Genomic DNA, 19835 nt, shown 5'->3' on the forward strand with positions numbered 1-19835 from the left:
CCCCATCGTGAAGGAGTGACGGTTGGTCCGCCGGTAACGTCCGCGCCGCACGGCGACGGGCATTTCCGGGGTCCCATGCACGGTCAGTCTCCCGACGCGAGGCGACTTGAAGAGAGTCTCATGACGTCATTGTTCGAAGATCCACTCCTGTGGGTCCTGCTCGTGGTACTCATCGCTGCGATTCTCGCAGTGATGCGCGCACGGAGAACCAACATCCAGCTCCGCGCGAACAACAACAAACTGCACGGCGACATGGCGGGTGTGCGAGGTCAGCTCGCCGAGCTCCAGACGACCTACTCGTCCGTGAGCGCACGGCACGCCGCGGATCTGGAAGAGGTGCGCAAGGACGCCGAGTCGGCCACCAAGGCGACCCTGAAGTCGGCCGTCGGCACCCTGGCGACCCTGGCCGAGGAGCAGCTGGCCCTGCTCGACGGACTCCAGCAGAAGTACGGCGACGACCACGCGGTCCTCGCCGACCTGATGCTGGTCGACCACACCGGCAGCCAGTTCAGCCGCCGTACCAAGGGCATCTCGGTGCTCTGCGGCGGCTGGCTCGGCCGGCGTGACCGGGACGCCTCGGTGTACGACGTCGCCCGCAGCGCCCAGGGGCGGATCCGCGACTTCGAGCGGGTCAAGGTCCACTCGCAGGCCAACGTGGCGATCACCAGCCGCGCGGTCGAGCCGGTCGCCATGGTCCTGGCCGAACTGCTGGACAACGCCACCAAGTACAGCGCCCCCGGCACCCCCGTCGAGATCAACATCCAGGCCGTTCCCACCGGGATCTGCCTGATCGTCGACGACGCCGGTCTCGGCATGGACCAGGAGACCAAGGCCCGCGCCGCGTCCCTGCTGACCACCGGCGGATCCGTGGACATCACGAGCCTCGGCGACCCGCCCAAGTTCGGCTTCGCCCTCTCCGGGAAGCTCGCCGCCCACTACGGGTTCCACGTCTCCGTCGACGCGGTCTCCCCGTACGGCGGCGTGCGTGCCGTGGTCCGGGTGCCCGAGAACCTCCTGACGGCGGACGTGCCCGCACCCGCGCCCGTCGAACTGGACGACCAGGAGGGCGAGCCCGTGGCGGCCAAGCCGACCCCCGTCGCCTCCCTCGTCGTAGGACAGACGGCCGGCGGCCTGCCCAAGCGCCGTCGCCGCCGCAACGGCGCCGTCTCCATGGTCGCCACGCCCAGGGCCGAGGTGCCCGACCTGGACGCGGCCGGCGAGGAGACCGCCTCACGGCTCAAGGCATTCGCTCGCGGAACCCTGCTCGGGCGGGACTCGGACAACACGGAAGGACCTCAGAACCAGTGAATCCCGACCTGTCGTGGGTGCTGAACGACGTGCTCGAGGTACGCGGAGCCCGCCACGCCATCCTCGTCTCGGCGGACGGCCTGCTGATGCAGCGGTCCGACGGCATCGTCCGTGACGACGCCGAGCGCAACGCCGCCGCGATGAGCTCGCTGCAGTCCCTGTGCCGCAGCGTCGCCCCCTTCGTGGGCGGCGGCAAGGGCCTGTGGAAGCAGACACTGATCGAGTTCGACGGCGGCTGGATCTTCCTCATCGCCGGGGGCAGCGGCTCCTACCTCGCCGTCTCGACCGCCCTGGACGTCGACATGGAGGCCATGTCGATCCGGATGCAGAAGACGGTGGGCGCGCTGACCAAGGCGATGAGCGCGACCCCGCGCCAGCACACCGGCGCAGACGCATGACCTGGCCAGGCGAGGACGCTCCGGTAACCAGCGACTTCGTCCGCTCCTACGTCATCACGGGCGGCCGCCGTCTGCCCTCCGACGACGACCTGGCCCTGCACACCCTGGTGTGCCTGGCCCCCGACCGGACCCTGCCGCTCGGGGCCGGCCCCGAGGTACGGGCCATCTGGGAGCTGTGTTCGGGCGGCTACCTCTCGGTCGCCGAAGTCGCCGGTCATCTGGGCCTGCCCGTCGGCGTGGCCCGACTGCTGCTGTCCGATTTATTCGAACAGGGGCACCTCCTGCGCCGCGCTGAACCGGCCCCCGCCCAGCACGTCCCCCGAGCGATACTCGAGAAGGTTCTGCATGGACTCGAAACCCTCAACATCGGCTGACCCCGGGGCGAACGGCTCCATCTACGTGTCCGCCGACGTGACCACCGCCGCGAAGATCCTGGTGGTCGGACACTTCGCCGTGGGCAAGACGACCTTCATCGGGTCCCTGTCGGAGATCACTCCTCTGCGCACCGAGGAGAAGATGACCCAGGCGTCCGTGCACGTCGACGACCTGCGCGGGGCGCCGGAGAAGGCGACCACCACCGTGGCGCTGGACTTCGGCCGGCTGACGCTGAGCGACGAGCTGGTGCTGTACCTGTTCGGCACCCCCGGACAGCAGCGCTTCATGCAGCTGTGGGAGGACATGGCCCGCGGCGCGCTCGGCGCCCTGCTCCTGGTCGACCCCTCGCGACTGGAGGAGACGTTCCCGGTCATCGACCTGATCGACGAGTACGGCCTCGAGTACGCGATCGCCGTCAACACCTTCTCGCAGACCAGCCACTTCGAGGAGGAGGAGATCCGCGAAGCCCTCGACCTGCTTCCGGACACTCCCGTCATCTACTGCGACGCCCGTGACCAGCGCTCCTCCGCCCGTGCCCTGATCGCGCTCGTGCGTCACCTGCTCGACCGCGCCGCCTGAACCACCACTCCCCGCCCGGGCCGCACGGTCCGGGCCACCAAAGGACACCCACATGGACGTTCACGACACGGCCGCCACCGGTGCGGCCAGATGCCCCATGTACGACGGCTCCTTCGCGGCCGACCCGCAGAAGGTCTACGACTACCTCCGGGCGCACGGCCCCGCCGGCCCGGTCGAACTCGCCCCCGGTGTCGACGCCACCCTGGTCGTCGACCACGAGACCGCCCTGCGCGTCCTCCAGAACCCCACCCTGTTCGCGCGCGACGGCCGCCGCTGGACGGCCCTGAACGACGGCCGGGTCCCCCTCGACAGCCCCGTCCTGCCGATGATGGCCTACCGGCCCAACTGCCTGTTCACCGACGGCGCCCAGCACCTCAGGCTGCGCAAGGCGGTCACCGAGAGCCTCGACCGCCTCAACGTCACCCGCATCCGCCGCGACGTCGAGCCGATCGCCGCCTACCTCATCGACCAGTTCAGCGAGCGGGGCCGGGCGGACCTGATCAACGACTACGCCAAGCTGCTGCCGATGCTGATGATCAACAAGCTCTTCGGCTGCCCCGCCGCCATCGGCGACCGGGTCACGAGCGCGATGGCCGACATGTTCGACGGCAAGGACGCGCTGAAGGCCAGCGAGGAACTCACCGCCTGCTTCATGGAGCTGGTCTCCCTCAAGCGCCGCGAACCCGGCGACGACATCACCTCCTGGCTGGTCCAGCACCCCGCCGGGCTCAGCGACGAGGAGCTCAAGGACCAGCTGGTGATGCTGATCGGCGCCGGTGTGGAGCCCGAGCGCAACCTCATCGCCAACGCCCTGCTCCTGCTCCTGGACCGGGACGGCGGGGACGGTCCGAGCATGCAGATCGAGGACGCCCTCGACCACGTCCTGCTCAACAACCCGCCCATCGCCAACTACGCGACGCACTTCCCGCTCCAGGACGTCGACCTCGGCGGAGTGGTGGTCCAGGCGAACTCCCCCCTGGTCATCAGCTTCGCCGGAGCCAACAGCGACCCCGCGCTCGCCTCCTCGGGCCAGGCCCACAGCCGGGGGGCCCACCTCGCCTGGGGTGCGGGCCCGCACGCCTGCCCGGCCAAGAGCCCGGCCCAGGTCATCGCGGTCACCGCCATCGAGCTGATCCTCAACGCGCTGCCCGACCTGGTCCTGAGCGTCCCGGCCCAGGAACTGCAGTGGCGTCCCGGCCCCTTCCACCGCGCCCTGGCCACCCTCCCCGTCCGGTTCAGCCCCACCCCGGCCACCCGGATGGCATCGGCGTACGGCGTGCCCACCGCGCCCCGCCCGACCGTCGTCCAGCAGCCCCAGCAGGCGGCGCGTGTCCCGGCACCCGCACCCGCATCGCAGAAGCCGGCCAAGAAGGGCTTCTGGAGCAGCTTCCTCGAGATCTTCCGTGTGTGACGGCTTAGCGCCGCCCGGCCTCCGGTGCCGGAGAGAGGACTGACCGTTCCCAAGTCCCCTCTCCGGCACCTCTGTTCGTTCGGGGCACAGATCGCCTCGCGCGCGCCCGAAGGGCCCCCTCCTCCGGCAGAATTCGACTTCCGTACAGCACAGCGCGCAGTGCGAGGAGCGGCGCATGGAGTACTACGACCTCGGCTCTCACGGCCGGCCCGTCACCACCGACTCCGCCGAGGCCCAACTCTGGTTCGACCGCGGCCTGGTGTGGACGTACGCCTTCCATCACGAGGAGGCTGTGGCCTGCTTCGAGAAGGCGGCCGCCGCCGACCCGGACTGCGCGATGGCCCACTGGGGCATCGCCTACGCGCTCGGCCCCAACTACAACAAGCCCTGGGAGTTCTTCGACGACCGGGACCTGGTTCGGACCGTCGAGCGGACCCATGCGGCCGTCGAGTCCGCGCACCGGGAGGCGGCCGACCGGGCCACCCCGGTCGAGCGGGCCCTGATCGACGCCCTGCGCCTGCGCTATCCGCAGGCCGAGCCCGCCGAGGACTGCGCGGTGTGGAACGTGCCGTACGCCGACCGCATGGCCGCCGTCCACGAACTCGCCCCGGACGACGCGGACGTGGCCGCGCTGTACACGGACGCGCTGATGAACCTCACACCCTGGCAGCTGTGGGACCTGCGCACCGGCGAGCCCGCCGTCGGCGCCCGCACCCGCGAGGCCCGGGCCGTGCTGGAACGGTCGCTCGCCGGCGCCTCCGGCCGCACCCACCCGGGCGTCCTGCACCTGTACGTCCACCTCATGGAGATGTCGCCCACCCCCGAACTGGCCCTGCCCGTCGCGGACCGGCTGCGCGGTCTGGTACCCGACGCCGGACACCTTCTGCACATGCCCTCGCACCTGGAGGTGCTGTGCGGCGACTACCGGCGGGTGGTGACGGACAACAGCGCCGCGATCGCCGCCGACGAGAAGGCCCTCGCCCGGGCCGGAGCCATGAACTTCTACACGCTCTACCGCTCGCACAACTACCACTTCAAGATCTACGGGGCGATGTTCCTGGGCCAGTCGCAGACCGCTCTGGAGACCGCCGCCCAGCTGGAGGAGTCGATCCCGGAGGAGCTGCTGCGGGTGGAGAGCCCGCCGATGGCCGACTGGCTGGAAGGCTTCCTCGCGATGCGCGTCCACGTCCTGGTCCGCTTCGGCCGCTGGGCCGACATCCTGGACCTCCCGATGCCCGCCGACCCGCGCCTGTACTGCGTGACGACCGCGATGCTCCACTACGCCCGCGGCGTCGCCTGGTCCGCCCTCGGCCGCATCACCGAGGCGGAGGGCGAACGCACCCTGTTCCACGAGGCGGTCGGCGAGGTCCCCGAGACCCGCATGCTCTTCAACAACACGTGCGCGGACATCCTGGCCATCGCCTCGGCGATGCTGGACGGTGAACTCGCCTATCGCAAGGGCGAGTTCGACACCGCCTTCGCGGCGCTCGAACGGTCCATCGAACTGGACGACAGCCTCCCCTGCGACGAGCCCTGGGGCTGGATGCAGCCGACCCGGCACGCCTACGGCGCCCTCCTGCTCCAACAGGGGCGCGTCACCGAGGCCGAGGCCGTCTACCGCGCCGACCTCGGCCTCGACGACACCCTCCCGCGGCCGCTCCAGCACCTGGGCAACGTGTGGGCGCTGCACGGCCTTCACGAGTGCCTGGTCCGCGGGAAGAAGGAGGGAGAGGCACGGATCGTCGCCCAGCAGCTGCGGGTCGCCGCCGCGCTGGCCGACGTACCGGTGCAGGCGTCCTGCTTCTGCCGTCTGGAGACCGGTTCGGGGTGCTGCGGATAGGCTCTCGGCAACAGGTCTTTGTCGGCGGGGAGTTGGATGCGGAACACGAGTGACTTCATCGCGCAGGCCTACGCGCTGGGCCCGGGAGACCGGACGATGACACCCGTCGCCCGCGGTGCCCTGGGCCAGATCTGGAAGCTGTCCGGGAACGGCACCGCGTGGGCGGTGAAGGAACTGCTCTTCGAGAAGGACGAGCCGGACGTCGGCGCCGAGTCCGCACTGCGCGACGCGGCGGAGACGCTGGGCGTCTCCTCGCCCCGGCTGCTGCCCGACCGCACCGGCGCCCACGTCGTACGGCTGCCCGAGGGTTCCTACGTGAAGCTGTACGACTGGGTCGACGGCACCGCGGCCGACCCGTCGGACCCTGAGATCCTGAGTTGGTGCGGCCGTACGCTCGCCCTTCTGCACAGGGCCGGTCAGGGTGCGAGCGGTACTCCGAGCGGCTGGTACGAACGCTGCAACCCGGCGTCCGACTGGGCCGGGCTGCTCGGGAAGGTGGAGCGGGCAGGCCTGCCCTGGGCGGGGGAGCTGGGCCGGTTCGTCGCCACGACGGCCGTCGAGCTGGCCCGGCATGTCTCGCCGTCGTCCCCCGGTGACGTGGTGAACTCCCATCTCGACATGCGGCCGCAGAACGTCCTGGTCGGCGCGGACGGACCGGTCCTGCTCGACTGGGACAACGCCGGGCCCGTCTCGGCGGAGCGTGAACTGGCCCGTGCCGTGTACGTGTGGTCGGGCGGCAACCGCTTCGACGCAGCGGCGGCACGGCGCATGGTGCGCGCCTACCGGGACACCGGAGGCCGCGCGGTGATCAGGAACCTGGACGCCTTCTCGATGCTCTTCGCGACCGAGCTCAACTACGTGTATGTGCAGGCCGATTGTGCGGTCGATCCGGCGATCACGGCCGAGCAGCGCGCGTTCGGGAGCCGGGAGGCCCTGGCCAAGCTGCGCGGCCTGCCCGACGTGAGCGCCGTCTCCCGGCTGACGGAGGCGCTGGCGGCCGAGTGGTGACGTAGCGGCACCGTGGCCCGCGGGCACCGCTCGGCAGCCCGGACTAATGTCCTCGGCATGAGCGAAAACTCCGCGCGGTCGGTCACCGTCGAACGCACCGCCACCGGCCACTTCGTCGCCACCAACACCCGAGGCGGCACCATCAACTTCGGCACCGGCTCCGACAGCGAGTTCACCCCGGTCGAACTGCTTCTCGCCGCGCTCGGCGGCTGCACGGCGGTGGACGTCGACCTCGCCACCAGTCGCCACGCCGAACCGGCCTCCTTCAGCGTCGAGGTGAGCGGCAACAAGATCAACGACGAACTCGGCAACCGGCTGACCGACCTCGCGGTCGCCTTCACCGTGACCTTCCCCGACGGCGAGGGCGCAGAGCGGGCCCGCACGATCCTGCCCCGGGCGGTGAAGACCTCCCACGATCGCCTGTGCACGGTCAGCCGCACGGTCGAGATCGGCACGCCCGTCACGGCGACCGTCGAGGACGCCTGACCTCTGCGTAGCCTGTCCCCGTGTCCGTCTCCCGCCTTCGCCGCGTCGCCGTTCTCGTCCTCGAAGGCGCGAAGCCCCTGGACGTCGGCATCCCCGCGCAGGTGTTCACCACGCGGGCGAGCATGCCGTACGAGCTACGGCTGTGCGGCGCGGCCCCGGGACTCGTGAGCGGCGGGGACGGGCTGTCGTACCACGTCGCCCACGGTCTGGAGGCGCTCGCGTGGGCGGACCTCGTCTTCGTCCCCGGCTACCGGTTCCCGGACCGCGAGGACCCGCCGCCGGCCGTCGTCCACGCCCTGGTCGCCGCCCACAGCAGGGGCGCGCGGCTCGCCGCCATCTCGACCGGCGCCTTCGCGTTGGCCGCGACCGGCCTGCTCGACGGGCGGCGCGCCACGACCCACTGGCACTACACGAGGGCGCTCGCGGCGCGGCATCCCCTGGTCCGGGTCGACGAGAACGTGCTGTTCGTCGACGAGGGCAGCGTGCTGACGTCGGCCGGCGCCGCCTCCGGCATCGACCTGTGTCTGCACATCCTGCGCGGCGACCTCGGCGTCGCCGCGTCCAACCACGCGGCCCGGCGCCTGGTCGCGGCCCCCTACCGCAGCGGCGGTCAGGCGCAGTACGTACCGCGCAGCGTGCCCGAGCCGCTCGGCGAGCGCTTCGCCGCCACCCGGGAGTGGGCCCTGCACCGACTCGACCAGCCCCTCACCCTCGACCTCCTGGCGCGGCAGGCCGCGGTGTCGCCGCGCACGTTCTCACGCCGCTTCGTCGAGGAGACCGGGTACACGCCGATGCAGTGGGTCATGCGCGCCCGCATCGACATGGCCCGCGAGCTGCTGGAGCGGTCGGAGCGGAGTGTCGAGCAGATCGCCACCGACGTCGGGCTCGGGACGGGCGCGAATCTGCGGACGCACTTCCAGCGGATCCTGGGGACGACGCCGAGCGAGTACCGGCGCACCTTCACCCGGGGCGAGTAGCCCTCCCGCGCCCGGGATCGCCTGGCGCGATCCTTTTGAACCATGGCGATCGCGCCACTGTCAGCGGCGGAGGCCGCGCGCGAGCCTGGTGGCGTAGGAAGTGGACATCGGAAACGGGACACCATTCATGACTCGCATCGCCATCAACGGATTCGGCCGCATCGGGCGCAATGTGCTGCGCGCGCTCCTCGAACGCGACAGCGCCCTGGAGATCGTCGCCGTCAACGACCTCACCGAACCCGCCACCCTCGCGAGGCTTCTCGCCTACGACAGCACGGCCGGCCGTCTGGGCCGTCCGGTGACCGTCGACGGGAACACCCTGGTCGTCGACGGCCGCCGCATCACCGTGCTGGCCGAGCGGGAACCGGCACAGCTTCCCTGGGCCGAACTCGGCGTCGACCTCGTGCTGGAGGCCACCGGCCGGTTCACCTCGGCCAAGGCGGCCCGCGCCCACCTCGACGCGGGTGCGCGGAAGGTCCTGGTCAGCGCGCCCTCGGACGGCGCCGACGTCACCCTCGCGTACGGCGTCAACACCGACGCCTACAACCCGGACGTGCACACGATCGTCTCCAACGCCTCCTGCACGACCAACGCGCTCGCCCCGCTGGCCTCGGTCCTCGACGAGCTCGCCGGCATCGAGCACGGCTTCATGACCACGGTGCACGCCTACACCCAGGAGCAGAACCTCCAGGACGGCCCGCACCGCGACGCCCGCCGTGCCCGCGCCGCCGGTGTCAACATCGTGCCCACCACGACCGGCGCCGCCAAGGCGATCGGCCTCGTGCTGCCGAACCTGGACGGCAAGCTGTCCGGCGACTCGATCCGCGTCCCGGTTCCGGTCGGCTCCATCGTCGAGCTCAACACGACCGTCGCCCGCGACGTGACCCGCGAGGACGTGCTCGCGGCGTACCGCTCCGCCGCCGAGGGCCCCCTCGCCGGGATCCTGGAGTACTCCGAGGACCCGCTCGTCTCCTCGGACATCACGGGCAACCCCGCCTCGTCGATCTTCGACTCGGCCCTCACCCGCGTGGAGGGCCGCCATGTCAAGGTCGTCGCCTGGTACGACAACGAGTGGGGCTTCTCGAACCGCGTGATCGACACACTGGAACTCCTGGCGAACGGCTGAGCGACGCTCGGACCCGCACGGCCCGCGCGTGACTGTCTTGACCGGTGATGACCCGAACGGCAGGGTCATCACCGGAGCAGGGCGAGCGGGAGCGGCAACACGCCGAGCGCTGGGAGAGGGCAGCGCCTCCCTCCCCGGGTCGATAACCTCGCCTGTCTTGAACGGCTGTCCCAGCAATTCCCGGTCTTCACAGGAACGGCGTACCGGCGTCCAGTCCGGACAGCACCCTGCCGTACAGCTCCAGGTTGGCGGCCGGGTTGACGAAGGAGTGCAGGTTCAGGGCGTTCAGGTCCCGCACGGCCCGCTGGACCGGCACCTCCAGGTGCAGTGACGACGCTCCGGACGCGGAACCGATCAGATCCACGGCCTCCTTGCACAGCCGCGCCACATAGCCGGCCTGGGCCCGGATGCGAGCCCGTTCCTCTGTCGTGTAGGAGTTGCCGTCGGCGACCCGGGTGTCCATCAGCGAGACGAAGTCGGCGGTGAGCAGTTCGGCGCAGGAGATCTTCATCGCGGCCTCGGCGAACTGCAGATGGGTGACGGGGGCTTCGTGCTGATGGTCGTAGATCGTGTAGGTGATGCCGCGCTGATGGACGCGCTCGCCGAAGTCCGCGAGCGCCGCCCTGGCCGGACCGAGGGCGCCGGCTGCCGTCCAGGCGCAGAACAGCAGGAGGACGGGCATGCCGTAGAAGGGGTCGGCGCTGTTGAGGCGAGAGGGGAAGGAACCGGCCAGCAACGGCCCCAGCGGCAGCACGCGGTGGGCCGGGACGTGGACGTCACGGGCCACGACACTGTTGCTGCCGCTCCCGGCCAGACCGGAGACCTTCCAGTCGTCGAGCACGTCGAGGTCGGCCATCGGAACGGCCGTCCACAGCAGGTCCGGTGGGCGACCGTCACCGGAGTCCGCCACAGCGGTCAGCAGATGCCAGTCGGATTCCTGACAGCCGGTGGCGAACGGCGAGGTTCCGTCGACCACGTAACCGCCGTCCACCGGACGGGCCTTCGCCTTCGGGACGAGGGTGCCGCTGACCCGTACGCCGGGGGCGGTGAAGATCTCGTCCTGCGCCTCGTCCGGGAAGAGCGCCGCGATGAACGCGCACCCGGCCTGGATCAGCGCCGTGAACCCGGTCGATCCGCACGCGGCCGAGATCTCGCTCAGCACGTCGACCTGTGTGCGCACCGAGGACTGGTGACCGCCGTACCGGCGCGGGACGTTCATGCGGTGGACCCCGGCGTCGGTCAGGGCCGCGACGACCTCGCCCGTCACCCGGCGTTCCCGTTCCGTGCGCAGGGCCTGCGAGCGGATGAGCGGCTGAAGTTTCCGTACGCTTTCGAGGAGTTCGGCGTCCGAGTTCGGTGCGGATGAACCAGCCAAGACAAGACCTCCGGGCCCGATGCGCACGGGAAACCCTCACCGTGACGCCGAACCCGACGGGTGTCAACGCCTCTTTCAGGCCCAGCTTTCGGCGCGCATACATCGGATGAGTCGCTCAGGCTGGTCTAGGCCAGCTGACGTGCTGATCTGCGCTGCGTGTCCCTGCGTACAGCCCAAACACCTGCATTCACGAGGTGTGGAGTCATTGACAGGTGCACATGCGCCTCTTAGGTTCCCGGATACACCCGATGTATCAAGGAACCCGTCAGCCCTGGAGGACGACGATGACCTCACAGCCGGAGAGGCACGCCCAGCCGCCCCGCAGAGCCGTACTCGGCACCGCGCTGGGCGGTGCCGCAGCGGTCGCGTTACCCGGTACGGCTCACGCAGAAGCACCGATGTCTTCGCGGGCGGGCGCCAAAAGTCCCTGGAAGCTCCGCGACACGATGACCACCGACAGCGCCTGGGCCCGCTTCCTGCGCGACCAGGACCTGCTGTGGACCAGGTTGCCCACCCTCTGGTACGAGGGCCCGTTCCTCGGTGACGGCCAACTCGGCAGCATGATCTACCAGGAACCCGGCGCCAATCAGATTCGTTTCACCGTCCAGCACGGCCGAGTGCAGGACCACCGCCCCGAGTTCGGCAGCGGCTGGGGCACCTGCCGCCTCCCCGTCGGCCACCTCACCCTCGAACCGGTCGGCACCATCACCGCCGTCGACTGGCGGCTGAGCCTGTGGAACGCCGAACTCACCGGCACCGTCACCACCACGGCCGGCACCCTCACCCTCGCCGCCCTCATCCACGACGAGGTCCTGGCCGTACGGGTGAAGGCCACCGGCGGTGAACGGGCCACCTGGACCTTCTACCCCGAGGAGGCCATCAGCCCGCGCAAGATCAGCGAGGCGCCGCCCGCCGACTACACCGCCAACCCGCCCTGGACCACCCGCACCACCTCCGACGGCACCGAACAGGTCCTCCAGCCCCTCACCGGCGGCGGCCAGACCGCCACCGCCCACCGCCGCACCGGCGACGACCTGCTCCTCAGCGTCGGCCACAGCCACCCGTCCGACACCGCCGCCGAGGCCGACTCGCTGCGCAACCTCCGCCGCGCGAAGTCCTACAGCACGCTCAGGCAACGGCACACCCGCTGGTGGCACGCGTTCTACCGCAAGAGCTTCGTGTCGTTCCCCGACCAGCGCCTGCAGAGCTTCCACTGGATCCAGCTCTACAAGGTCGCCTCCGCCAGCCGCGCCGGCGGTCCCGTCATGGCGACCTCCGGGCCCTGGCTGGAGCCCACACCCTGGCCCGCGGTCTGGTGGAACCTCAACGTCCAGCTGGAGTACTGGCTCATCCACGGCTTCAACCACCCCGAGCTCGACTCCCTGGCCACCACCCTGCGCCAGAACCAGGAACAGCTCATCGCCAACGTGCCCGCCGCCTACCGCGCCGACAGCTCAGGCATCGGCCGCAGCTCCGACATGTTCGCCAACCGCGGCGTCGGCCGGCCGGGCACCGGAGCCGAGACCGGCGACCTCACCTGGGCCCTGCACAACGTGTGGCTCTCCTACCGCCACTCCATGGACGAATCCCTGCTGCGCGACACGATCTACCCCGTACTGCGCCGCGCCATCAACTACTACCTGCACTTCCTCACCCCCGGCAGCGACGGCAGGCTCCACCTGCCCAGCACCCTCTCGCCCGAGTACCCCGTCATACCGCCGCAGGACACCAACTACGACCTCGCCCTGATCCGCTGGGGTTGCCAGACGCTCATCGAATCCGCCGAACTCCTCGGCATCGACGACGAGTTGACACCGCGCTGGCAGGAGGTGCTCGCCAAGCTCACGCCGTACCCGGTCGACGCCAACGGCTTCATGATCGGCGCCGACACCCCCTACGCCCAGTCCCACCGCCACTACTCCCACCTGCTGATGGTCTACCCGCTCTACCTCGTCAACTGGGACCAGCCCGAGAACCGCGAGCTGATCACCAAGTCGGTCGTCCGCTGGCACGCGTTGACCGGCGCCCACCGCGGCTACAGCTACACCGGCGCCGCCTCCCTGTACGCCATGACCGGCGACGGCGACACCGCGATCACCTACCTCCGCAAGTTCTTCGACCCCACCACCCGCTTCCCCTGCAGGGCCAACACCCACTACACCGAGGCCGGACCGGTCATCGAGACCCCGCTGTCCGCCTCGCAGTCCCTGCACGACATGTTCTGCCAGAGCTGGGGAGGGGTGGTCCGTGTCTTCCCGGCCGTCCCGACCGCCTGGGCCGACCTCACCCTGCACAACTTCCGCACCCAGGGCGCCTTCCTGGTCAGCGCCGTCCGCAAGGCGCGGACCACCCGGTTCATCCGGGTCAAGAGTTTGGCGGGCGAGCCCCTCAAGCTCCGGCACGGCCTCACCGGTCGCCTCACCGCCGTGCTGGACGACGGCACCCCGGCCCGCACCCAGGACCTCGGCAACGGCACCCTCGCCATCGACCTGCCGCGCGGTCGCGAGGTGCTCGTCCACACCGGCTCCCGTCCCGACCTGAGCATCGCGCCCGTCGCCGTCAGCGAGCCGGGGCCGGCCTGGGGACTGCCGTAGAAGGCCACTTAACGGACACACATCACGGAGGATTTCGATGGCGGTTCCCATAAGAACCGCCGTCGCCGCACTCTGCGTCTCGCTGGCGGCCGCACTCCTCACCACCGCACCCGCACAAGCCCAACAGCACGGCCCGCGCGACCTGCACGACCGGGCATGGTCCCTGTCGGCGGGCCCACACGCGCCCCGCGCACAGGTCACCCTCGAACACGCTGGCCTTCGGATTGGCGAAGTTGGCAACGAGGCCCTGCCCGTACGCCCGCCGAAGCGACACCGCGGCTGTTTCCGCTGGTCCCTGATCCGGCTGTCCAGCTCGCCTCGCCTGCCACAAGGCACGCGCTCCGATCCACACCAATACCGCGGCGCCGACAATCCGGATGACGTCGTAGGCGACCTGCGAAGCCAGCAGTAGGGCGGAGAGAGACCGAAGGCCGCGGCCAGGCCCCACCGCAGCACCCCGCACTCGTTACCCAGGACCGTGGCCATGCCGGTCCTCCGGCCGTTCACCACCGCTCGGCGCAGGATCACGACCGTGCTCGGCCCTGGGACCATGGCGACCAGGAAGGCCGCACCGACGAACGCAAAGAGGGAAGTCATCATCGGGGCAGCATCGCCAAGCGCGTTGATGCGCCACAAGGCTCTTGTCGGGCCCAGCTGCGGACGTGTTCCGCAGATCGTCCGTCAAGGCGAAGACCAGGGTTCACGCCGCGGAGAAGGCGCGGAATCGGATGGACACGGCTCGATACGGTGGCCGATGATCTCCAGCATGATCCGGGCCGCCACTGTGAACGACATCGCGGAGATCCGCGCGATGATCCGCGAACTCGCTGAGTACGAACGGGCTGCCGAGCAGGCCCGAGCAACCCAGGAGCAGCTCCGCGACGCGCTGTTCGGAGAACACCCCGCTGCTGCCGCACTGATCGCTGAGGACGATGAGACCGGGCAGGCCGTGGGCTATGCCCTGTGGTTCCCCCGCTTCTCGACCTGGACCGGCACGCGCGGCATGCACCTGGAGGACCTCTACGTGCGGTCGCACGCCCGAGGTGGAGGACATGGCAAGGCTCTGCTCGCCTCATTGGCCGCGATCTGTCAACAGAACGGCTACGAGCGCTTCGAGTGGTGGGTCCTGGCCTGGAACGAACCGACGATCGACTTCTACAAGTCGCTCGGCGTGGAGCTGCTGAACGAGTGGACGGTATGTCGGCTGGGCGGCGAACCACTCAAGGAACTCGCTGCCCAGGCCCCGGCAGTCCTCAACCAGACCCCGGCCCGGTAGGACGGAGGGTCATGCAACCTCCTGTCGCAGTAGTGGTCGAAGCCCACCGGACACTGGAAAGGCTCGTGGCCGGACTGAGCGACCAGCAGGTCGCCGAGACGTCCGCCCTTCCGGGTTGGTCACGCGGCCACGTCCTCGCGCATCTCACCGACAACGCGGGAATGTTCGCCCGTCTCGCGGAACATGCCCTGCGCGGTGAACTTGTAGCGGGCTACGACGGCGGGGTCGACGAGCGCAACGCGATCATCGACACGACGGCTGGCCGCAGCGCAGCCGAGCACCGCGCGCAGCTCGCCGCGCACACGGCCGGGCTAGAGGCATCCCCAAGGGCATCCAGCGCACCTGGCCGCAGGTCATGACCCTTGGTGCCTTCGCCGAACTGATGATGGGCCTGGACCCGACCGGGGACGCGGCGGCCCTCGAAATCGGCGGCAACCTTTCCGGATCCGGCGGCAACCTTTCCGGACCCGGCGGCGACTGACACGTCGCAAGGCCCTCCGCCGGAGGCTCGCACGGATCACCAAGGACGCACCAGTGGCATCTCGTTCGCATCGTTCCCCTTCGTCGGGCAGGGGGCGCACGGCCCTCGTGTCGGCGGCCGCCGTCGCCGCCGTGGCGCTCGTGGCAGCGCTGATCCTCGCCTTCAGCCCCGACCACGAGACCGACGCCGGTCCTGCCGCGGCCACGCGCGTCGCCGGCACCCCTGGCACACCGACCCCGACGACCGAGAAGTCGGAGCCCGCCACCGCGTCCCCCTCGGCGTCGGCCCGCACCGGCAGCCCGAAGGCCACCGCGAGCAGCAGCGCCTCACCCCGGCCCTCGAAGACGCCGTCCACGCGGCCGGCGCGGAAGACGTCCACGTCGGCCGCGCTGACCGGACGGATCAAGCCGGGAGTCACCTACGACGGCGTGGCCACCTTCTACGACACCGGCAACGGCGACGGCGCCTGCCTGTACGGCCCCACCGCCGACGTCATGACCGCGGCGATGAACACCACCGACTACGAGACGTCCCGGGCGTGCGGGGCGTACATCCTCGTCCGCGCCGCGAGCGGCGCCTCCGTCACGGTCCGCATCACCAACGAGTGCCCCCTGCCCTGCGCCCCCGGCCAACTCGACCTCAGCCCGCAGGCGTTCGCGAAGCTCGCCGCCCCCGTGACGGGCCGGATACCGATCACCTGGAGCCTGCTGAGCCCCAGCACCTCCGACACGATCTCGATCCGGTACAAGACGGGATCGACCCGCTACTGGTGCGGCATCCAGGCGATCGGCCACCGCAACCCGCTGGCCCGGCTGGAAGTGCAAACCGCTGCCGGGTGGACCGAGTTGCCCCGCACCGGCTACAACTACTTCCTCTCCGAGCAGGGCAGCGGGTGCGGTGGTGCGATCAGGATCACCGACATCTACGGAGAGCGGCTGGAGATCGACGGGATCAGCGTGAAGCCGGACGTCGTGCAGTCGACCGGGGTCCAGTTCGCCCGGCACTGACCCCGCCCCTCGTCCCGCCGGTGTCGTGGTGCGGCAACGGTTGTCACTGGCGTGTCACAGCACGCTCGGCCCCCACAACTTCTTCCCGGGTCGTCGTGTCGAACCCTGCGTTGAGACAAGACCAGTCGGCCGGACCAACCGGCTGACGGAGCGTCAATATCCCACGGGGGGAACAGACATGAGCATCACCACGCGCACCACCCGGCGTACCGCAGGTTCGGCCGCCGTCGCAGCGGCCTCCTTCCTGCTGCTGGCGGGAGCGGGCATCCTGGCCGCGCCGACCGCGTTCGCGGGCGTCCCCGGCGGCACCTCCGCCGCCGACCGCAACAACGACTTCAACGGTGACGGCTACGGCGACCTCCTCATCGGCGTCCCGGAAGGCACCGTCGACGGCAAGGAGGGCGCCGGATACATCACCGTCCAGTACGGCGCCCCCAACGGCATCGGCACCAACAACACCGTGCCCAAGGGCGAGGTCCAGCTCCTCAGCCAGTCGACCAAGGGCGTGCCCGGCACCTCCGAGACCGGTGACCACTTCGGACAGGCCGTCGCGAGCGGCGACCTGGACGGCGACGGCTACGACGACGCGGTCATCGGCACGCCCGGCGAGGACGAGGGCACCGTCGAGGACGCGGGCCGGGTGACCGTCGTCTACGGATCCGCGAAGGGCCTCGACACCGGCCGGACCGCGACCGTCACCGCCGCCAAGCCCGCCGAGGGCGCCCGGTTCGGCCACTCCGTGGCCGCCGCCCGGTTCACCGGGGACATCGTCGGCGACCAGCTCGTCGTCCTGGACCAGAAGGTGGGCCTGCACGTCTTCACCTACCACGCCGGCGTCCTGCGCCAGGTCGGCACCCCGCACTCCACCGGTCACACCCTCCAGGCCGCCTACCTGACCACCGGCGACTACGACAGCGACGGCTTCGCCGACCTCGTCGTCTCCGGCTACAGCCCCGACGACGACTACATCAAGGGCTGGTCGGCGCTCTACGCGGGCGGGGACGAGGGCCTGAGCTACCGGAGCGACCTGCACGGCGGCCTGGGCACGGCCTCCGGCGACATCAACGGCGACGGCTACGACGACCTCGTCGTCGGCCAGCTCAGCGGCGTGGACGAGTCGGCCGGTGACGCGGAGGCCCCCGGCGGCCTGGTCGGCGTCTACTACGGCGGCGCGGAAGGACCCGCCGGCGAGGTCGGCCCCGGCACCGCCCCGCAGTGGTGGTCGCAGAACTCCCCGGGCGTGCCCGGAGCCGGGGAGACGGACGACTCCTGGGGCAACGAACTGTCCGTCTCCGACGTCGACGGTGACGGCTTCGCCGACGTGGCCGTCGGCGCGCCCGGCGAGGACGCGGACGGCGAAGCGGGCGCGGGCGCGGTATGGCTGCTGCGCGGCGCGCGGGAGGGCCTGACCGCCACCGGTGCGCAGTCCTTCGACCAGAACACCGCGGGCATTCCCGGTGCCGCCGAGGCCTTCGACGGTTGGGGCGGCCAGGTGCGGCTGATCGACACCGACGGCGACGGCCGGGCCGAGCTGGTGGCCGCGGCGCCCGACGAGAACGCCGGTGACGGCGCGGTGTGGCTGCTGCCCGCGAGCGGTAAGGGCCTGCTCGCCGACGGCTCCCGCTCCTACGGCGCCGCCGCCCTCGGCGGGAGCGCCCACGGCGCCCACTTCGGCGCGGTCATCGACGAGTGAGCGTGACGCGTCCGGTCCGGGTCCGGGGCCGTCACTCGGTGCCGCGCAGCGCGACCCAGGTGTCGTGCGCCACGACACCGTCGGCGTCCAGGCCCCGCTCGTTCTGGAAGGCCCGGACCGCGCTCTCGGTGCCGGACCCGAACTCGCCGTCCACACCGGCGCCTCCGACGCCGTAGCCGCGCTTCGTCAGGATGCACTGCACCTGCTGTACGCGTTTGCCGCTGTCGCCGAGGCGGGTGCGTCCGTTGCCGGCGTAGTACGTGCACTCCGAGAGCCAGGGAGCGGTGTCGGTCCCGGCCGACGGGCTGTCGGCGGGCGGGGTGGGGGAGGGCGTGGTGGACGGATCGTCACCGGGAGGCGGGGCGTCCACATCGTCCCGGTCTCCGGCGGAGCCCGAGGCCTTGGGCTCTGCCGAGGTGGTCCCCGTCTTCGTGTCGCGGTCCTCCGCAGCGGCGCCGTCGACGTCCGTGCGGCTCGGTCCGCCGGCACTCGGGGATTCCGAACCGCCGGAGGTCTCACCTGAGCCGGTGCGGGTGCCGTCCGCCCTGGTGGGACCGGCTTTGGGAGAGGCGACGGCAGGGGGATCCTGGCGGATGAGCAGCAACGCCGTCGCCATCACCACACAGACCGTGATGCCCGCGACGGCGAGGAGTAACGCCTTCCGCCGGGGGCTCCGGGCAGGGGCTGTCGACGGTGCCGGCGGGGGCGGGGGCGGGTTGTTCTCGCCCTTCGCGGGGGACTGCGCGTCGGGAGCAGCCGGCACGGGAGCAGCCGGCACGGGAGCAGCCGGCACGGGAGCAGGCCGGGAGGGACGCGCGGAGAGAAGCAGGGGGAGGTCGTCCGGAGACCGCAGACGGCTCATGCCCGCGACCGGCAGACGGTGCAGCGCCTCGTACGCCTGCTGCCGGGCGAGCACCTCGGCGCCCAGCGGCTCCGGCCAGGTGGAGACCACGGGACGTGCCCGGGCGGCGTCGATCAGCTCCTGCGGGGTGGGCCGCCGCGCGGGCTCCTTGTCCAGACAGGCGGTCAGCAGGGCGCCGAGCTCCTCGTCCGCCGCCGAGATCTCACCGACGACCTCGGGGTTCGGGTCCTCGTACGCCACCCGGTGCATCACGTCGACCCCTGTGCCGTCACCGAACGGCGCACGTCCTGTCGTCGCGTAGACCAGTGTTCCGGCCAGCGAGAACACGTCCGACGCGGTGTCGGACCGGCCCTCTCTCAGATGCTCGGGCGACATGTAGGCCGGAGTGCCGACCCGGTTGCCCGTACCGGTGATGGCACTCGCGTCAGCGGCCTTCGAAATACCGAAGTCGATCACGTGCGCGCCACGGACGGACAGCAGCACGTTGGACGGCTTCAGGTCCCGGTGCACGATCTCCTCGACGGCGAGGCTCCCGAGTGCCTGCCCCAGCTCCGCGACCAGCCGCCACACCGCGGCCGCCTCCAGGGCGCCGTACTCCTTCACGGCTTCCGCCAGGTCGAAGCCCGGGAGGTACTCCGTGGCCATCCACAGCAGCTCGTCCTCGAAGCCCGTGCCGCACAGTCGCGGGGCGTGCGGTGTCCGCAGACGGGCGTGCACGGCTGCCTCGCGCTCGAACCGGCGCCGGAACCTGGGATCCTCCGCGTACTCCGGCCTGATCACCTTCACCGCGACCAGACCCGGACTGTCGTCCGCGGGACGTGCCAGATAGACCCGTCCCATGCCGCCACTGCCCAGCAGCGCCACCGGCGCGTAGGGGCCCACGCGCCCCGGGTCGCCGAGCCGCAGTGGTAATGCACCGGTCTGCCGCAGCGCGGCAGTCGCGTCGTCCGCCGACACCGGCCGCTGTACCGACAAGAAATCCCCCGAAGTCACGTTCGATGCACGCCAGTTCACCCCCAGTGAGAGAAGAGCGTAACTC

The 19835-nt window shown here is 70.8% G+C and carries 19 protein-coding genes; 16 read left to right on the plus strand and 3 right to left on the minus strand.

All coding sequences use genetic code 11. The features are described 5' to 3' along the window. Positions 1 to 120: 120 nt before the first annotated feature. The 10 genes from ACFVYN_RS01235 to gap all read left to right on the plus strand — a co-directional run bounded on the left by ACFVYN_RS01235 (position 121) and on the right by gap (position 9508). Positions 121 to 1308 carry an ATP-binding protein gene (locus tag ACFVYN_RS01235; protein WP_389990753.1) on the plus strand — a complete coding sequence of 396 codons (1188 nt, stop codon included), beginning with the start codon at positions 121 to 123 and terminating at the stop codon, positions 1306 to 1308. Beyond that, complete coding sequence (locus ACFVYN_RS01240) at positions 1305 to 1706, plus strand: roadblock/LC7 domain-containing protein (RefSeq protein WP_037713893.1); 402 nt, start codon at positions 1305 to 1307, stop codon at positions 1704 to 1706. Before ACFVYN_RS01235 ends, ACFVYN_RS01240 begins: the two co-directional genes overlap by 4 nt. Continuing rightward, entirely contained in the window at positions 1703 to 2080 is a 378-nt protein-coding gene (locus ACFVYN_RS01245) for a DUF742 domain-containing protein (protein ID WP_007386762.1), read from the plus strand. Before ACFVYN_RS01240 ends, ACFVYN_RS01245 begins: the two co-directional genes overlap by 4 nt. Continuing rightward, positions 2052 to 2660 (plus strand): ATP/GTP-binding protein, encoded by a 609-nt coding sequence (locus ACFVYN_RS01250; RefSeq protein WP_389990755.1) that lies wholly within the window; start codon positions 2052 to 2054, stop codon positions 2658 to 2660. Before ACFVYN_RS01245 ends, ACFVYN_RS01250 begins: the two co-directional genes overlap by 29 nt. Positions 2661 to 2712: 52 nt before the next feature. Next, positions 2713 to 4071: a cytochrome P450 gene (locus tag ACFVYN_RS01255; RefSeq protein WP_389990757.1), complete on the plus strand. Its 1359-nt coding sequence runs from the start codon at positions 2713 to 2715 to the stop codon at positions 4069 to 4071. A gap of 175 nt (positions 4072 to 4246) precedes the next feature. After that, positions 4247 to 5911: a hypothetical protein gene (locus ACFVYN_RS01260; protein WP_389990759.1), complete on the plus strand. Its 1665-nt coding sequence runs from the start codon at positions 4247 to 4249 to the stop codon at positions 5909 to 5911. A gap of 36 nt (positions 5912 to 5947) precedes the next feature. Then, the gene (locus ACFVYN_RS01265) at positions 5948 to 6919 is read left to right on the plus strand and encodes a phosphotransferase enzyme family protein (RefSeq protein ID WP_389990761.1); all 972 of its coding nucleotides are present in this window, start codon (positions 5948 to 5950) and stop codon (positions 6917 to 6919) included. Between the two features lie 57 nt (positions 6920 to 6976). After that, positions 6977 to 7405 (plus strand): OsmC family protein, encoded by a 429-nt coding sequence (locus ACFVYN_RS01270; protein WP_389990763.1) that lies wholly within the window; start codon positions 6977 to 6979, stop codon positions 7403 to 7405. Positions 7406 to 7425: 20 nt separating this feature from the next. After that, positions 7426 to 8382 carry a GlxA family transcriptional regulator gene (locus ACFVYN_RS01275; RefSeq protein WP_389990765.1) on the plus strand — a complete coding sequence of 319 codons (957 nt, stop codon included), beginning with the start codon at positions 7426 to 7428 and terminating at the stop codon, positions 8380 to 8382. A 127-nt stretch (positions 8383 to 8509) separates the two neighbouring features. Continuing rightward, positions 8510 to 9508, plus strand: coding sequence for a type I glyceraldehyde-3-phosphate dehydrogenase (gap, locus tag ACFVYN_RS01280; RefSeq protein WP_389990767.1), 999 nt, complete (start codon positions 8510 to 8512; stop codon positions 9506 to 9508). Positions 9509 to 9695: 187 nt separating this feature from the next. Here gap and ACFVYN_RS01285 read toward each other — a convergent pair whose 3' ends face one another. Then, a complete protein-coding gene (locus ACFVYN_RS01285; RefSeq protein ID WP_389990769.1) occupies positions 9696 to 10883 on the minus strand; it encodes an acyl-CoA dehydrogenase family protein in 1188 nt (395 codons plus the stop codon). Positions 10884 to 11167: 284 nt separating this feature from the next. On the opposite strand from ACFVYN_RS01285, the gene ACFVYN_RS01290 reads away from it, so the two are divergent. Further along, the gene (locus ACFVYN_RS01290; RefSeq protein ID WP_389990771.1) at positions 11168 to 13477 is read left to right on the plus strand and encodes a Tat pathway signal sequence domain protein; all 2310 of its coding nucleotides are present in this window, start codon (positions 11168 to 11170) and stop codon (positions 13475 to 13477) included. 22 nt (positions 13478 to 13499) lie between these two features. On the opposite strand, the gene ACFVYN_RS01295 is transcribed toward ACFVYN_RS01290, so the two are convergent. Further along, a complete protein-coding gene (locus tag ACFVYN_RS01295) occupies positions 13500 to 13940 on the minus strand; it encodes a LysE family translocator (protein ID WP_389990773.1) in 441 nt (146 codons plus the stop codon). Between the two features lie 303 nt (positions 13941 to 14243). On the opposite strand from ACFVYN_RS01295, the gene ACFVYN_RS01300 reads away from it, so the two are divergent. The 5 genes from ACFVYN_RS01300 to ACFVYN_RS01320 all read left to right on the plus strand — a co-directional run bounded on the left by ACFVYN_RS01300 (position 14244) and on the right by ACFVYN_RS01320 (position 17934). Then, the gene (locus ACFVYN_RS01300) at positions 14244 to 14753 is read left to right on the plus strand and encodes a GNAT family N-acetyltransferase (RefSeq protein WP_389991005.1); all 510 of its coding nucleotides are present in this window, start codon (positions 14244 to 14246) and stop codon (positions 14751 to 14753) included. A gap of 11 nt (positions 14754 to 14764) precedes the next feature. Further along, positions 14765 to 15112 carry a maleylpyruvate isomerase N-terminal domain-containing protein gene (locus ACFVYN_RS01305; protein WP_389990775.1) on the plus strand — a complete coding sequence of 116 codons (348 nt, stop codon included), beginning with the start codon at positions 14765 to 14767 and terminating at the stop codon, positions 15110 to 15112. Then, complete coding sequence (locus ACFVYN_RS01310; RefSeq protein ID WP_389990777.1) at positions 15109 to 15234, plus strand: hypothetical protein; 126 nt, start codon at positions 15109 to 15111, stop codon at positions 15232 to 15234. Before ACFVYN_RS01305 ends, ACFVYN_RS01310 begins: the two co-directional genes overlap by 4 nt. A gap of 53 nt (positions 15235 to 15287) precedes the next feature. Further along, complete coding sequence (locus ACFVYN_RS01315) at positions 15288 to 16241, plus strand: expansin EXLX1 family cellulose-binding protein (RefSeq protein ID WP_389990778.1); 954 nt, start codon at positions 15288 to 15290, stop codon at positions 16239 to 16241. 178 nt (positions 16242 to 16419) lie between these two features. Beyond that, positions 16420 to 17934, plus strand: coding sequence for an FG-GAP and VCBS repeat-containing protein (locus ACFVYN_RS01320; RefSeq protein WP_389990780.1), 1515 nt, complete (start codon positions 16420 to 16422; stop codon positions 17932 to 17934). A 31-nt stretch (positions 17935 to 17965) separates the two neighbouring features. Here ACFVYN_RS01320 and ACFVYN_RS01325 read toward each other — a convergent pair whose 3' ends face one another. Next, a complete protein-coding gene (locus ACFVYN_RS01325; protein ID WP_389990782.1) occupies positions 17966 to 19771 on the minus strand; it encodes a protein kinase in 1806 nt (601 codons plus the stop codon). Between the last annotated feature and the right edge of the window lie 64 nt (positions 19772 to 19835).

Origin of the sequence: Streptomyces sp. NPDC058307, from assembly GCF_042880295.1 — a bacterium.
Lineage (GTDB): Bacteria > Actinomycetota > Actinomycetes > Streptomycetales > Streptomycetaceae > Streptomyces.

Bases quoted from the DNA above. Each gene is read 5' to 3' on its own strand.
- ACFVYN_RS01235 (WP_389990753.1), top strand. From the start codon at position 121: ATGACGTCATTGTTCGAAGATCCACTCCTGTGGGTCCTGCTCGTGGTA.
- ACFVYN_RS01245 (WP_007386762.1), top strand. From the start codon at position 1,703: ATGACCTGGCCAGGCGAGGACGCTCCGGTAACCAGCGACTTCGTCCGC.
- ACFVYN_RS01250 (WP_389990755.1), top strand. From the start codon at position 2,052: ATGGACTCGAAACCCTCAACATCGGCTGACCCCGGGGCGAACGGCTCC.
- ACFVYN_RS01255 (WP_389990757.1), top strand. From the start codon at position 2,713: ATGGACGTTCACGACACGGCCGCCACCGGTGCGGCCAGATGCCCCATG.
- ACFVYN_RS01260 (WP_389990759.1), top strand. From the start codon at position 4,247: ATGGAGTACTACGACCTCGGCTCTCACGGCCGGCCCGTCACCACCGAC.
- ACFVYN_RS01265 (WP_389990761.1), top strand. From the start codon at position 5,948: ATGCGGAACACGAGTGACTTCATCGCGCAGGCCTACGCGCTGGGCCCG.
- ACFVYN_RS01270 (WP_389990763.1), top strand. From the start codon at position 6,977: ATGAGCGAAAACTCCGCGCGGTCGGTCACCGTCGAACGCACCGCCACC.
- gap (WP_389990767.1), top strand. From the start codon at position 8,510: ATGACTCGCATCGCCATCAACGGATTCGGCCGCATCGGGCGCAATGTG.
- ACFVYN_RS01290 (WP_389990771.1), top strand. From the start codon at position 11,168: ATGACCTCACAGCCGGAGAGGCACGCCCAGCCGCCCCGCAGAGCCGTA.
- ACFVYN_RS01300 (WP_389991005.1), top strand. From the start codon at position 14,244: ATGATCCGGGCCGCCACTGTGAACGACATCGCGGAGATCCGCGCGATG.
- ACFVYN_RS01305 (WP_389990775.1), top strand. From the start codon at position 14,765: ATGCAACCTCCTGTCGCAGTAGTGGTCGAAGCCCACCGGACACTGGAA.
- ACFVYN_RS01310 (WP_389990777.1), top strand. From the start codon at position 15,109: ATGACCCTTGGTGCCTTCGCCGAACTGATGATGGGCCTGGACCCGACC.
- ACFVYN_RS01320 (WP_389990780.1), top strand. From the start codon at position 16,420: ATGAGCATCACCACGCGCACCACCCGGCGTACCGCAGGTTCGGCCGCC.